A 14,756-nucleotide genomic window follows, 5' to 3' on the forward strand; every position below is an offset into this window, starting at 1 on the left:
AACATTTTGTACCTTGGGCTCAAGGTAACCACTGAAAGTGTACTTGGTTGCGCGTATCTCCAGTGAAGAGTTCGTTATGTCTAAGATGTTTACTCATCAGATGTTCCTTTTTGATAGGGAGGTTAGTTGGGGTGGACTCGGCTACGAGCCATCTTCGCCTCATGGCTTCTCAGACTTGCCGTACAGCTTTCGGCATCCAGAGATGGAAGTCCTCCGGAATTGGCTAAAGTCATGAGGTCTGACAGGCGTACTAGATGGCCTCTGCTTGTTTGGGCTTCCTTTTGTGCGCCATAAGTCTCGATCTGACTTTTCGCGAGAAGGCCGAGCAAGCGCCGCGATGTTGTGCGGCGTGACCCAGCAAGTACTGCGACAGGCACGAAAGTAGATTGGAACCGCGCTAGCTGTTCCGGCGAGATCAAATAACCCTTGTTCGGACCATGCGAAACTTCGCGAGCTTCGAGCAGACCAAGCTTGCACCAGTGCACGACTGATTGAGGTTTCCAACCAGTGATCCTGGCAACATCCTGAGCTGTCCAGTCTTTTGAGAAGCGCCCTTTACTCAGTTCTCTTTCCACGTCGCTTTTCAGATACTGGAACTTACCTAACAAGACTTCGCTATTCGCGTTTACAGGCACGATCTCACAATCAAAGATGCGCTGAAAAATTTGGATGAGCACCGAACGATCCGTTGTTCTGCGAAGATTTAGATCCACAAAACTGATCGTCTCACCATCCCGTTGGACCGCGGAGGCACTGATACGAGCCAGCCGATCTGCAAGGGCAATTCTGTCAAAGCCACCGTCAATCAACGGGGGACGATCTTCCAAAGCAATTTCGCTGACCACAGCAGCTTCACGCAAAAGCTCAAGCTGCTTTCGTGAAACTCCAAGTAGGTTTCGGATTGTAGTGCCGTCGCAGTATCTTTCTCGATCAGCGAGGATGTTATGAACTTCTAGCCGAGGAATAACAGTATGAGTGTGCCCATATCCGCTCCGGCTTTGTTTGCCGGCAATCTGTTTCTTTTGAACCGCCTCAACCAGCCTCTGCGACGTGATCCCAATCTCTTGAGCAGCTTCCTTGGCAGACACCCATTCTCTTGATTCATCGACTTGAAATGAACCGAGATAGGTTCCGCTGAACTCTTTTGAAACAACTCCACCCAAAGCCTTGTGAAATGGTTCATATGCGGGATCTTTGAATTGCATGAACCGCTGATACCAATTTCCCAATCTTGCAGGCGCGGAGTTCAATGCTGGGTCAGCGTTTACCAGACGTTCGCGAACGTGATCTTCAAAACCGTTTGGCCAGTTTTCTAATAATGAAGCAACCGGCTCAAGCAGCACAACAGCCTCCTCTACTGTTCTCGGCAATTTAGTCTTAAGAGCCTTGCCCGTTCGATTTGTTGAGAAGGACGAGGCTAGGAAATGAACAAAACGGCCGATATCTGCTGGAGGACTGGACACCAACTGCTTCGGAAGACCAGAGACTTCACTTGATGGAATGCCCGAAATCAACTGCGAGATTAGAACCTCATGTCGCGGCGCTGTCTGAACTGGAAGTCTCGACAAATCCGTTCCGCAAGAACATTTTCCGTGCCCTCCATTTTCGGGCGTAAGAGCCTCTGAGCATCGCGGGCAGGTATCTTCCAACCTGCACGTGTGCTCAGGGCACGCAGTTACCAGCGTGTGACGCCAGCTTTGGTGATAGACCTTACCGTCTGCGATACAGATTGGGCACACTGGGTCAGACCGGTGCCGTTCATATTGCCACTCGCGGCATGCGTCTTTTGGCTTGGCTTCCGGTGCGATTGCCGCGAGCTCGCCCGCAAGTAATCCACATTTGCGCTCCAAGTCATCAATGCTCTCGATCAGAGGGCGTCCGTACCTAATACCAAGCTCCGAGAAGAAATCCCCCGTGTCGATGAATGCGTTGAAAGCAGACAATCTGCGAAGGAAGCCGAGGAGGCTTTCATCAGGTTGTGGATTTGTTGTTCTGGCCAGCATCAATAGTGTTCCAACACTGAAAATTCTTCCGTCGTGGAAGGTGCAAGCTCAAGGTCGGCTTCCTTCATGACGTTTACGAACGAACGGACCAAATCCAGCTCTTCGATATCATCAGATTCAAAGAAAAAATCTGGACGGTGTTGGGCTTGAAGAACGGAGTTCGCTGCCTTGGCGAGGCTGGCGTAGCTCAACACATCATTCTCGATGTAGGCGATTGCCCCGTGCAAGACGCGCATAACGATCCCAACGCGGCCGCCAGACACTCCGTAAAGGCGCACCACAATGTCATGAGGGTCAAAGTCAAACTCTAGGCCGGCTTCTTGCAAGCTGTTGAGTGGCGCTGCGATAGCGCCAGCGAAGTTGGTCTTTTCCTCTTCAACGGACCAGGAATAGGGCAACATGTAAGTGGATTTCATTGCCCGATCACGGCACTGTTCGTTCTCATCCAGAATTCTCTGAAATTTGGGCAACCCGCAGAGGACCAGCGTCACACCTGTGTTGTCCACGAGGCGTTTGAAATGGTCGGTAACGCCCCGCTTTGACAGCCGTTCACCACGTTCAGCGCAGTGATTGCACTCGTCCATCGCAATGACACGAATGCCCTTGCTCGTGATTTCCTTGTATAGCTGTGCCTCGATCTCTGACGCAGATGACCCTCTCTTACCGCTCAGTTCCAGCGAAGCCAGCATGGATCGAACAAGCATTTTATCATTTGGCTTGTTGGGGATGGAACCGATGACAAAATCGCTGTCATAGACCCATCCCTGGTATTCAGTTGTTGGCTTACCGATAGTATCCCGCAGATCCTCGAGCATCCGACTTTTTCCGCATCTTGTTGGACCGAGGAAGGGCACGATTGACCCACCGAGCCGCTGTGCAAGGCTAATGGCTTCAATCAGTTCACTGCGCGTTTGTTGATACAAGGCGTGATAGACGGCTTGTTTCAGGACGTAACTGTAGTTCTGGTGACTCAACTGTGCCTCCGGGTTGATTTCTTCGGCATGTTCCCGGGCAGGCTAACTGTCGGCTTGATCCGTTTGCGTTTGGCTGAGTTGGTGGGATCTTCACCGGGTAGGTGATCCGAACGTTCAATTAGCTCTTTGTTGCGGGTCGCTGCGATCTGCTTTGCCCGGCGCTTTTTCGACGTAAGTTTGTCGGCCTTGTCTTTGAAGTCTTCATAGATTTGAAGTTCGGCTAGAATTGCCTGTGTTTCGATTTCCTCCACGTCAGGCGTGCGCAACGCTTTTCGTGCGGCATCCAACTGGGCAAATGACAACGCGGGGCAGTTTTCTCTCTTTGTAGGGACAAAAAAGTGTTCGTGAGCCAGTTCGTCCCAGACAGCGATTTCTCGGATGTCATTTGGGTCGTACCGGATCTGAACCTTGTTTCTTACTCCAACGCGCTCAAGATAGTTCTTCAGCTCGCACGAGGCGTACCGAATGTTCTTGAACATGATGCCATCTCGTTCGGCGACACGAACTGCCTCTTCAACCATAAACATTTCTCTGACTTGGACCGCAGATGGCGCGGGGGGAAGTAAGTGGCGTCTACTCAGTCTGTTCCATGCGGCAATGGGAGACTCATTGGTCCGTTGGATGTTTTGCACTCGCCGTCTTTGCTTTTGAGCGTAGATGTCATAGCGCCACCTTTGGAGCATTTCTTCGACTTCGCGAATGGTATAGACAGCTTCTGTTTCCGCGATTTTTGTGCGTTTTTTCGCGCCAATTTCTGAAGTTTGGGAGGCCCCCTGAAACTGGGTAATAAATCGACTTAGTTCTCGGAAAAACCTCTCAATGAATGGCTTCTTATCTGGCTGGCCTGGAACGCACTTCAACCAGTCTTGTGCCGAGGCCGACAGGACTGACCCAATAATATCGCCAGAGTTTTCTGAGCCTTGGTCTGATACCGTCAATTGTGGCGTACCGACGGCCTGAAACCTGTTTTGGATTTTGTAGCGATCAAAGAACGCATCCGTTTTGGGTACGAAAACCTCCTTCATGGTTCTCGCGGTAAGACTGGATGATGGAGCGCCCCAAGACACTTGAAGACCCAGAATCAGGCCCGTTGCGCAATCGATGACCGCACACACTGTTGGACGTCCTACTGGATCTCCGTCATCATCCACGCACCACATGTCCAAAGTGGTGGAGTCTGTCTCGAGACGTGCGAACGGAACTTCAACTTTCTGAAGATTCATCGCGAGCAAGTATTGTTTTCTTGCTTCCGCACTGCCGAGCCTAAGTTTCACAACATCTGCATGTGGCAATAGCTGAATAATTGCGTTTACGCATTTGCTACCGCATGGCCCGGGCTTGAGATCCAGTTCTTCACATTTTTTCTGATACTTTGCTTTGGCAAGCCTTGCGAGAGACGTAAGCGTCATGCGATCCGAAGTCAGAAACCGTTCTTCGAGCAGATCGTAAGTGACTTCTTCAAACAAGAAGTCGTATCTGGGCGCTCGGTTGCCTTTGTTCGTGTGTTTGGGTCGAAGCCCTGCATCGCCTTTTGAACGGTCCAGCTTATCCCAGGATTGAACAGTCCTTAGTGAGGGAAAACCATTAGCTCGGAAAGACGTGTATTTGTCATCCAAGAAGTCTAGTAAAAGTCGATTGTAGGCTGCCTGCCAAGTGAGACCACCTCCTCGATGCACTCTGATCGCTGTGATAACACGTTTTTTGAAGCTTAGTTCTTTCTGCTCAGAAGCGTTGAGCATTCGGCGCAGTGACCTGGCATCTGCGTTCGGATCGAACGCCATCTCGGAATGAATGAGTTCTCTAAATCTCTCAAAGCTGATGTGCGAATAAACACCGTCCTTGTCAGTCAGGGAGACTGAACCGTCGCGCACTCCAATTTCTTCTACGGTGAAGGTCTGTTCTTCGATCAGAACATGCCAGCCAATATACTGTCGCTGAACGTGGGTCATAGCTCGATGATCTCCAGATGATTGGTTTTTGGAGTTGGCGACAAACACGCAAACGAAGCCGGCCCAAGACGTCGACTATGAAGATCCACTGCAAGAAACCCGGAAAGGATAGCGCAAAGGAGTTCGTCCGAACCAAGATCAAACTCGGAGATCAGCTGACCAAGACGGACACCTTCGTTTGGCACTTCAGAAAGGACCTCTAGAGTTTTCTTCGTTGGTGGCCTGTCAATAACAGCCTTCAGCGTGCGGACGTTGTGAGCCACGATTTCCGTCAGCGTTTCGTCTGTAATCAGTGTCCAATGATGGCCAACAGATTTGAAAAACTTTGGCAAAAAATTCCGATGGAGGTCCTCGTTGACCCGACTTTCAGCTTTTGTTTCAACGAAAGCTGTTCGACCATCCCGCATTCTGACGAGGAAGTCGGGTGTATAAGGCTTGGGGCGATAGCGCTTTCCGACAAACTCATCGATAAGATTCTCTTTTTTCGCATAAGACCTTCCCGATAGAAGATCATATGTGCAAGGTTGGGGCCGGAAACTGGCTACACGCGGATCCAACGCCAACGCAAAAGCAGTCGTGGCCTCCAATGTGCTCTCCAATTGGATGTATCCAGCACATTTCGGAGCACTGACGTAATTTGCTCTCTTTTTTTGCCCCGCTTTTCTTACGATGCGGGATGTTGGGTGTGACTTGGGGTCTTTTTTCACTGGTAGATCTTGTACTATCCTTGATGGAAATACCCGAATAGGATATTCGGACACAGAATACATGGAAAAAAATGGCGGAAAAATCCGGCAGCCTTGAAGGCGTGGCAAAAAGAGAAAACTGGATCGAGCTTGGCGAAGCTCTTTCAGAGGCAATGAGCCAACCAGAATACTACGGGCTCGGAACTTCGAGTGAAGTTCTCCAAAGTGTAGCTAATATCAAAGGAAAACAATCGGATAGCTTAAAGAAAACTGTGAATGTAAGCGCTTGGTTAAAGCAAAATTACCCGGATATCTTTGCCGCGAAACCTCCATGGCTCGGCATGACCCTGGTGATGTTCCTGATGAAAATGAATGAATTGGACCCTTCGGAAGCCAAGAAATCGGCCGCCGAAGTCTTTGCGGGCCATTCCGGTCAGGTTGCGCTCAAGAAAAAGTATGACGAACTACGAAAAAAGAGAAAGCAGGCGTCTAATTCAGTTACCAGTGCTGCGATTTCTGCACCAGAAAGAGCTCAGCAGTTTGAAACCATCGTGACCAACTACTTCGAACGCTTTGGGGCGCAGTTGTTCAACACCAGTCATGTCACCATTCGTTCAGGCAAAGTTATAGAACCGGTCAGCCCCGATCTAGTCGTGGATTGTGCAGACGGACGCCGGTTTGCAATCGAAACAAAAGCATATCGTAGTCAAGTAAACCGCCGCGATATCATCGGTACACTGGGGCACTTGGCCCTTATCGAAAAGCTTGTGCCAGAAATTCTCATGATCGTGCCCGAAGGAAGCGCATATGACTTGCGTCGGATGAATGATTTGCGCGACAAACTCTTCTTAAAGGGTATTCGCTTTGCAACACTGCCCGAAAAGAGAGCTGAACGAGCTACAGACCTTAGGGTATCCGAATAAAGCTATTTGCTGTCAGCATCATGGGATACAGCATTTGACAAGGGTCTGGTGACTTTCAAGGACGACGGGACACCTAGGTTTTCGAGTAAATTGTCCGCACCGGCAATGAGCTCGTTTTCTGGACATTCCAAGCAGATCTCTGGTCAAACTGCTGGGCACAAGGAGAACCTGATCTGGTATCGCGATCAGGTGTTCAATCCTTGAGCAACTGAAACCTATCCTTCGACACCCGCATAAGGCGATTTACTTGCTCTCCTCTGCACTATTATCGTGAAACAGTGCAAACTTATGGGCAAATCGTGCAAACTTATGGGGTGCGTGAAGGTTTGTGCGCGTCCCTACACTAGATCAGAAATCCAGATTCTCGACGCTTAGCGCATTCTTCTGAATGAATTCTCTGCGTGGTTCCACAACATCGCCCATAAGCTTGGTGAACAGGTCATCGGCCTCAACCATATCGTCAACTCGAACCTGTAATAGTGTCCGGGCATCTGGATCGAGTGTGGTTTCCCACAATTGGTCCGGATTCATCTCACCCAGACCCTTGTAGCGTTGCAGAGACAGGCCCTTTTCGCCCTCTTCCAGAATCGCGCGCAGCAAATCCAGCGGACCGTGGATGACTTGGGACCGATCGCGGCGGATCAGGGTCGCTGGAGTGTTATAAACCTCTTGCAGGCTTTGGGTGAAGCTGCCGGTTTTGCGCGCCTCGCCCGAGCGGAGCATGGGGCCGTCCAAGGTGCGAACCTCTTCCACGCCGCGCAGGATACGGGCCAGGCGGATGCCGTGATCTTGTGTGATCCTACCTTGCCAGCCGCGTTCGTATTCCAGTGCGATCAGATCCAAACGGGCCGCAACCTTGTCGGCCACACCTTGCAGGTCAGCATCCACAGCACCTGGCACAAATGCACCGGCGACGGCGGCTTGCTCAAGGATATGACGCGGGTAATGGGTTGGGAACGCATCCAGCACACGTTTCAATTGACGCGCTTCATCGACGACGCGGGTCAGGTCCTGGCCAACTAATTCTTCACCGGAACCAAGCTTTAGAACCGCACCTTCGACGCCTTGATTAACCAGATATTCATCAAGCGCAGCCTGGTCCTTCAGGTAAACCTCAGATTTACCTCGAGAAACTTTATAGAGTGGCGGTTGCGCGATGTAGAGATACCCCCCTTCGATCAATTCCGGCATCTGCCGATAGAAGAACGTCAGCAGCAGGGTCCGGATGTGCGCACCATCGACATCCGCATCGGTCATAATGACAATTTTGTGGTAGCGCAGCTTTTCGATGTTGAACTCATCGCGACCAATGCCGGTGCCTAGCGCCATCACAAGGTTACCGATCTCCTGTGACGACAGCATTCGGTCAAACCGAGCGCGTTCGACGTTCAGGATTTTACCGCGCAGGGGCAGTACCGCCTGCGTCAGGCGATCCCTACCCGTCTGAGCAGAACCACCAGCCGAGTCCCCCTCTACCAGAAAAACTTCGGTCTTGGACGGGTCTTTTTCAGAGCAATCCTTCAGCTTACCGGCCAGATAATTCACATCCATCGCCGTCTTGCGGCGGGTCAGTTCGCGCGCCTTACGGGCGGCCTCACGGGCCAAAGCGGCCTCGATGATCTTGCCGACGATGCCCTTTGCCTCGTTCGGGTTTTCTTCGAACCACTCGGACAGCTTTTCGTTCATCAGACCCTCGACCGCTGGGCGCACTTCGGACGACACCAGCTTATCTTTTGTCTGGGATGAGAATTTGGGGTCAGGTACTTTCACCGACAGCACACAGGTCAGGCCTTCACGCGCATCATCGCCGGTAAAGCTGACCTTTTCCTTCTTCGCGATGCCGCTGGACTGGGCATAGTTGTTGATCGTCCGAGTTAGCGCGCCCCGGAAGCCCGCCACATGGGTGCCGCCATCGCGCTGCGGGATGTTGTTGGTGAAGGGCAGAACCGTCTCGTGATAGCTGTCATTCCACCACATAGCGATTTCGACGCCAATATCGTCGCGCTCGCCCTTGATGTAAATCGGCTCGGGCATGGCCGGAGTTTTCGACCGGTCAAGGTACTTAACGAACTCTTTGACACCGCCTTCATAGAACAGCTCGGTTTCCAACCGCTCTGCCGGGCGCTCGTCGATCAGGATGATCCGCACGCCCGAATTCAGGAAGGCCAGCTCGCGAAGACGTTTTTCCAGAGTCTCGAATGAATACTCGAGATTTGAAAACGTATTGGTCGAGGCCAGAAAACGCACCTCGGTTCCAGTGCGATCGCCGCACTCTTCCACAACTTTCAAATGTTCTGCAGTCTCACCACCTTCAAACCGCGCCACATGCTCCTTGCCAGCGCGCCAGATGCGCAGTTCCAGCCAATCGGATAGTGCGTTCACCACCGATACACCCACACCGTGCAGACCACCCGACACCTTGTACGAGTTGCTGTCGAACTTACCGCCCGCGTGCAGCTGGGTCATGATGACCTCGGCAGCCGAAACGCCTTCTTCGGGGTGAATATCGACCGGAATACCGCGACCGTTGTCGCTGACCGAAACGCTGGAATCGGCGTGGATTTTCACGGTCACATGGTCGGCATGACCGGCCAACGCCTCGTCAATTCCGTTGTCCACGACCTCGTATACCATGTGGTGCAGACCCGAGCCATCATCCGTGTCCCCGATATACATGCCTGGGCGCTTGCGAACCGCCTCTAAGCCTTTGAGAACTTTGATGGAATCTGCGCCGTATTCCTGGGGTGCCTGTGCGTCTTCGGACATGCCGTTAGTACCTATATTATTTTGGTAACTTATACGTTTTCTGGTGGGGAATGTCACGCGATCCCCCAACATTTTGTGGTTCTGATCCGCTTTATTTGCAGATCAAAGCCGATCGAGGTCTGCTGCAATATCTTCGGCGATCTCCGCTGCGTTCACATCGTCGCGTTCGGCCGATAATCGCAGCCCTAAAAGGTCAGATTGATAGCGCGAGGCAAGGCGGTCCGGGTCATGATCAGGGGCGATTTCTCCGGCATCCTGCGCGCGGCGAAACAGGTCTGCAAAACAAGTCTTCATCGAAACCATATGAGTACGTGCCTGAGTGGCCAGATCGTGATCCTTGGCCTGCAACTCGGCAAAAGTTTTCGCCAACATGCAGGCTTTGGTCGGCAGCTCTGATGCCTCGATTACGCGACGTGGCTGCGCCTTGAGCGCGCCGAGCGGCCCCAGTTCCTCGGCCAAGGTCCTCATGCTGGCAACCCCATCCTGCGCATACCGCTCTAACGCCAGGGCGTAGAGCGTATCTTTCGACCCGAACGCCGCGTAGAAGCTGCCCGGTTTCAGCTTCAGCTCGCGCTCAAGGTCTTTCAGCGACGTTCCTGCCCAGCCGTGACGCCAAAAAATATCACGAGCCTGCGCGATTAGTGCGTCTCGGTCGTATGAGGGCTTGCGGGGCATGGTCTCACCAATACTTGAACGTTCGCTCAAATATATACTTGAGTGATCACTCAATAAACCCTAAATACGAACCATCTCGCCAGAAACAGGAGTTTGACATGGCCAATTTCCCGTCCCACGACCTCGAATCTGCCCCAGAAGGATCCAAGCCGCTGCTTGAGAAATCTCAGGCTGCATTCGGGCGCCTGCCCGGTCTGCACAAAGTAATGGCCGAAAGCCCACAGCACCTGGAAGGCTATCAGGTTCTGCACGGCCTGTTCCTGCAGACCGACTTCGACAATGACGAAAAGACCGTTGTCTGGCAGACAATCAACGTAGAAAACGAATGCCATTACTGCGTGCCCGCCCACACTGGAATCGCTAAGATGATGAAAGTCTCGGACGAGATCACAGAGGCACTGCGCAACGAAACTCCGCTTCCATCGGAAAAACTTGAGGCACTGCGCACTTTCACCCTGCAGGTGATGGAAACCCGTGGCAACCCGACCGAAGAACAACTGCAGGCGTTCTTCGACGCAGGTTATACCCACCGCGCGGTTTTGGACGTGGTTCTGGGACTGGCGCAGAAAACCATGTCGAACTACGTCAACCACATGGCCAAAACACCGGTCGACCAGGTTATGCGCGGCTTCCTGTGGGAGCGTAAAGTCAGCGAGCCTGCCTAAGCAGTTACAATCGAGCCTTCGTCGCCCTCGGTTACAATCAATGTTTGGGCCCGGTCGCCCAATTCCGCAAATAGCTCAGGCCCGGTGCCCGTCATCCAGGCCTGAGCGCCCAGCGCACAAATCTCATCGTAAAGAGCGGCGCGACGGTCCGCGTCCAGATGAGCAGCGACCTCATCCAACAGCACAATCGGTGGCGCCCCAACCATGCCCGCCAACGCCCGCGCGTTCGACAGGATCAGCGAAACCAACAGCGCTTTTTGCTCTCCGGTGGAACAGTCTTTGGCGGGCACACCCTTGGCCGCAAACACTCCATAAAGATCTGAACGATGCGGCCCAACCAACGTACGTCCCGCAGCCAAATCCCGAAACCGGCTTTCATTCAACGCTTCGCGCAAATCTTCCGTAGCTTCAGGCATCGCTCCTTCGGTCTGGACAAGTTCCAACTCCGCCGAAGGAAACGCCGTTTCCGCTTGATCCTGAGCCGCGCGCAAATGCTCCAGAGCCGCCCTTCGTGCCGCGTGGATACGGTGCCCCGTCTCTGCCATCTGTCCTTCCAGCGCCGCATACCAATGGGCGTCTCGAACCTGCTCTTTCAGCAATCGGTTCCGTTCGCGCATCGCCTTTTCATAGGTCAGTGAGGCTTCGGCATGAGACGGATCAAAACTCAGCGCAATCCGGTCCAAAAACCGCCGCCGACCCTCGGCACCCTCAATCCACAAGCGATCCATCGAGGGGATCAACCAAACAACGCGCGCTAACTTGCCCAGATCAATCTGACTGGCCGCCTTGTCATCAATCCGAACCTGACGTGCTGCGCCACCTTCGGACCACGTTTCAATCTCATACCGCTGACCCTGAGCTTCCAGCAAACCGGACAGTTTCCACCCCAATGCCTCGGGCCGCCGCGTCATCTCGGCGGCACTTGCCCGTCGCATCCCGCGCCCAGGTGAAAATAACGAGACTGCTTCCAGAATGTTGGTCTTGCCGGCCCCGTTCGGCCCGTGGATCGCCACGGGTCGCCCGTCCAAGGACAACCGCGCCAGCTTATGAGACCGAAAATGCGAAACCGTAAGCTCGGTCAGGGCCAATCCCATGACCCCTCCCTTTCGTTAGAGATCACCCGGTCGGGGCAATCAGACGCGCATCGGCATTACGACGTAAACAGCGCTTTGGTCGTTGCCCTCGCGCATCAGCGTCGGATCACCAGCGGAATTGAACATGAAGACAGCGTTCTCGCGGTCCACTTGAGAAGCGATCTCGAGCAGGTATTTCGCGTTAAAACCAATTTCGAGACGTTCATCCCCATACGCGACAGCCAACTCTTCCTCAGCCGCACCACTGTCGGGTGCATTCACTGACAGAACCAGCTTGTCCGCATCCAGTTGCAGTTTTACAGCTCGTGACCGTTCGGACGAAACGGTCGCCACACGATCCACGGCCTGCGCGAATTCGGCAGCGTCAACCTCTAGCTTGCGCGTATTTCCCTGAGGGATGACGCGAGTGTAGTCAGGGAAAGTCCCATCAATCACTTTCGAGGTGAGCGTGATGTCTGGCGTTGCAAACCGCACCTTGGTTTCGCTGACCGAGACGGCGATGTCCATTTCATCATCATCCAGCAGCTTGCGCAGCTCGCCCACGGTCTTGCGGGGAACAATTACACCCGGCATATCCGTCGCACCCTCCGGCAAATCCGCATCAATGCGCGCCAGACGGTGGCCATCGGTCGCCACGCAGCGCAGCACCTTGCCGCCCTCAGAACCATCAGCGACATGCATGTAGACACCGTTCAGATAATAACGGGTCTCTTCGGTAGAAATGGCGAACTTCGATTTGTCGAACAGCCGCCGCAGCAGCGCAGCCGACGCCGTAAAGTTCGATTGGTATTCCGAGGACGCCATAACCGGAAAATCCTCTTTCGGCAGCGTCGCCAGCGAGAAGTTCGACCGACCGGCCTCAACCGTCAACCGGCCAGCAGCACTGTCGGCGGTTAAAGTCACCAGCGCCCCATCGGGCAGCTTGCGCACAATCTCATGCAGCGTTGTGGCGGCGACAGTTGTCGCGCCCGCTTTCTCAACCTGCGCAGGAGCCTTGTCGACAACCTCGATATCCAGATCAGTCGCTCGGAACAGCGCCTGATCCCCTTCGGCTTCGATCAGCACATTGGCCAGGATCGGAATGGTGTTGCGACGTTCAACAACAGATTGGGCCTGCGAAACGGCCTTTAGAAGGGTGCCGCGTTCGATGCTGATCTTCATACCCTCAGTTCCTCTGACTTGAGTGCGTACATGGGCGGGACTGGCAAGTTACCGGTTCCGCCCTGAGGCACAAGGATTTTTTGTGAATTTCTGGGTTGGAATGATCAAACCGTCAAGGCCAACCGGCCATCCCACCGCCAGTTCGCGCGCAATCGTGGATTATTGCGCACATGAAAATACCCCGGCCAGACGGGCGCGGGGCATTTCCAGTACGGTCGCAGATTAGGCTTCCAAAGCTCGGCGCAGCATCTCGACATCTTCGGCGATCTGGCCATCGGTCAGCTTCAGCTCTTCGATGCGCTTGACGCCGTGCATGACTGTGGTGTGGTCGCGCCCACCGAAACGACGGCCGATTTCCGGCAAAGACCGGCTGGTCAGTTGCTTGCACAGATACATCGCCACCTGACGCGGGCGAGCATAAGACCGGAGACGCTTGGGGCCAATGATGTCGCTGAGCCGGATGTTGTAATAGTCCGAGACTTTGCGTTGAATCTCTTCGACAGTGATCTTGCGCTCGGATGCGCGTAGCACATCGGCCAGACAATCCTGCGTCAATTCCATATCGATCTCACGCCCAACCAGCGAAGCAAAGGCGAAGAGCCGGGTCAGCGCCCCTTCCAGCACGCGCACATTGGTCGAGATGCGGTGTGCAAGGAATTCCAATACACCATCAGCAATGGTCAGATCGGGATAAGTGCTGCTGTATTGCTGCACTTTGTTCTGCAGGATTCCCAGACGCAATTCGTAGTCTGTGGGATGAAGATCGACGACAAGGCCGCATTGCAGGCGCGACTTTACCCGGTCTTCAAGATCCTTGATCTCACCCGGCGCGCGATCGGCCGAAATGATGATCTGCTTGTTCTGGTCCACTAGCGCGTTGAAGGTATGAAAGAATTCTTCCTGCGTCGAATCCTTACCCGCGATGAACTGCACGTCATCAACCATAAGCACGTCAACCGAGCGGAACAGATGCTTGAAATCCATCATCCGGCGCTCACGCAGGGCCTGCACAAAACGGTACATGAACTGTTCTGCCGACAGGTACAGAACGTTTAGTTCGGGATGCTTGGTTTTCAGCTCCCAAGCAATGGCGTGCATCAGGTGCGTCTTACCAAGGCCGACACCCCCGTAGAGCACCAGCGGATTGAATGTTACGGGCCCGCCTTCGGAAACGCGGCGCGCGGCGGCGTGAGCCAGCTCATTCGGCTTACCAACAACAAAACTGTCAAAGGTAAAGCGCGCGTCCAGCGGTGCCGCCTGTAACGCCTCAAGCGCATCATGCGAGGCCTCAACAACTGCGGGCTGCGGAACGGCTTGGGGTTTTGGGGTCTCGGCCTGCGCCGGACGGGTCGGAGAATTGGCGGCGGTGCGGAAGGCAAGGCGCTGAACAGGCTCGCCCGCCGTGTTCAGTTCATAGAGAATTAGATCCGCAAAATTTTGACTTACGTAGTTTCCCATGAAGTTGGTCGGGACAGAAAATACTGCGACGCCATCTTGCAATCCCTGAAACTCTAAAGGTTCGATCCAGGTCGTGAAGTTGTTCTTACCAACAGCCTTCATCAACTTGTTCCGCAACTGTCCCCATTTCTCTTGTGTCATTCGGCGCCTCACGCATCCCATTCTTTATTGGCCTGTCAGCCTTATCAAAATAGTCCGGTATACCGGTTTATTGCGTCCACCCACAAGGATACCCTTGCGCCAGGCCACGAGGTCTGGCGGGTCATTTTGACGTTCAGCGCAATCCGATACCGCATTGTCCAACGGTCGGTACAACCCCGAAAACAGGGTGGCGCGTCACAATCCAATTTTTCGACAGGGCCAAGATCATCGGAAAACCCGAGACCCAGAGCAGATCGTCCA

Annotated in this window: 11 protein-coding genes; 2 read left to right on the top strand and 9 right to left on the bottom strand. The window is 53.6% G+C overall.

Translation table 11 applies throughout. From position 1 onward, the window contains the following. Window positions 1-122: 122 nt before the first annotated feature. From ACRZ91_RS17565 to ACRZ91_RS17580, 4 genes are read right to left on the bottom strand one after another with little or no spacing between them, the layout of a single operon-like run. Window positions 123-2,003, bottom strand: a complete 1,881-nt coding sequence (locus ACRZ91_RS17565; protein ID WP_480907519.1) for a TniQ family protein — start codon at window positions 2,001-2,003, stop codon at window positions 123-125. After that, window positions 2,003-2,977, bottom strand: a complete 975-nt coding sequence (locus ACRZ91_RS17570) for a TniB family NTP-binding protein (protein WP_480907412.1) — start codon at window positions 2,975-2,977, stop codon at window positions 2,003-2,005. The genes ACRZ91_RS17565 and ACRZ91_RS17570 overlap by 1 nt, the downstream gene beginning before the upstream one ends. After that, window positions 2,974-4,974 carry a Mu transposase C-terminal domain-containing protein gene (locus ACRZ91_RS17575; protein ID WP_480907414.1) on the bottom strand — a complete coding sequence of 667 codons (2,001 nt, stop codon included), beginning with the start codon at window positions 4,972-4,974 and terminating at the stop codon, window positions 2,974-2,976. Before ACRZ91_RS17575 ends, ACRZ91_RS17570 begins: the two co-directional genes overlap by 4 nt. After that, a complete protein-coding gene (locus ACRZ91_RS17580; protein ID WP_170526191.1) occupies window positions 4,923-5,633 on the bottom strand; it encodes a TnsA endonuclease N-terminal domain-containing protein in 711 nt (236 codons plus the stop codon). The genes ACRZ91_RS17575 and ACRZ91_RS17580 overlap by 52 nt, the downstream gene beginning before the upstream one ends. 71 nt (window positions 5,634-5,704) lie before the next feature. Here ACRZ91_RS17580 and ACRZ91_RS17585 point away from each other — a divergent pair, with 71 nt between their 5' ends. Beyond that, window positions 5,705-6,535: a hypothetical protein gene (locus ACRZ91_RS17585; RefSeq protein ID WP_480526639.1), complete on the top strand. Its 831-nt coding sequence runs from the start codon at window positions 5,705-5,707 to the stop codon at window positions 6,533-6,535. Window positions 6,536-6,883: 348 nt separating this feature from the next. Here ACRZ91_RS17585 and gyrB read toward each other — a convergent pair whose 3' ends face one another. Together gyrB and ACRZ91_RS17595 are read right to left on the bottom strand one after the other, a co-directional pair. After that, window positions 6,884-9,301: a DNA topoisomerase (ATP-hydrolyzing) subunit B gene (gyrB, locus tag ACRZ91_RS17590; RefSeq protein ID WP_480907416.1), complete on the bottom strand. Its 2,418-nt coding sequence runs from the start codon at window positions 9,299-9,301 to the stop codon at window positions 6,884-6,886. A gap of 102 nt (window positions 9,302-9,403) precedes the next feature. Further along, complete coding sequence (locus tag ACRZ91_RS17595; protein ID WP_480907418.1) at window positions 9,404-9,976, bottom strand: TetR/AcrR family transcriptional regulator; 573 nt, start codon at window positions 9,974-9,976, stop codon at window positions 9,404-9,406. 98 nt (window positions 9,977-10,074) lie between these two features. Between ACRZ91_RS17595 and ACRZ91_RS17600 the strand changes: the two genes are divergently transcribed. Next, window positions 10,075-10,641 (top strand): carboxymuconolactone decarboxylase family protein, encoded by a 567-nt coding sequence (locus ACRZ91_RS17600; RefSeq protein WP_480907420.1) that lies wholly within the window; start codon window positions 10,075-10,077, stop codon window positions 10,639-10,641. Here the strand turns inward: ACRZ91_RS17600 and recF are convergent. The 3 genes from recF to dnaA form a co-directional block, all read right to left on the bottom strand. Further along, window positions 10,638-11,735 carry a DNA replication/repair protein RecF gene (recF, locus tag ACRZ91_RS17605; RefSeq protein WP_480907422.1) on the bottom strand — a complete coding sequence of 366 codons (1,098 nt, stop codon included), beginning with the start codon at window positions 11,733-11,735 and terminating at the stop codon, window positions 10,638-10,640. The two genes, ACRZ91_RS17600 and recF, sit on opposite strands and share 4 nt — an antisense overlap. Before the next feature lie 39 nt (window positions 11,736-11,774). Beyond that, the gene (dnaN, locus tag ACRZ91_RS17610; protein ID WP_170781811.1) at window positions 11,775-12,896 is read right to left on the bottom strand and encodes a DNA polymerase III subunit beta; all 1,122 of its coding nucleotides are present in this window, start codon (window positions 12,894-12,896) and stop codon (window positions 11,775-11,777) included. A 222-nt stretch (window positions 12,897-13,118) separates the two neighbouring features. Beyond that, entirely contained in the window at window positions 13,119-14,495 is a 1,377-nt protein-coding gene (gene dnaA, locus ACRZ91_RS17615; protein WP_170473663.1) for a chromosomal replication initiator protein DnaA, read from the bottom strand. Window positions 14,496-14,756: the final 261 nt, after the last annotated feature.

The sequence above is a fragment of the Ruegeria sp. O11 genome (assembly GCF_056535285.1).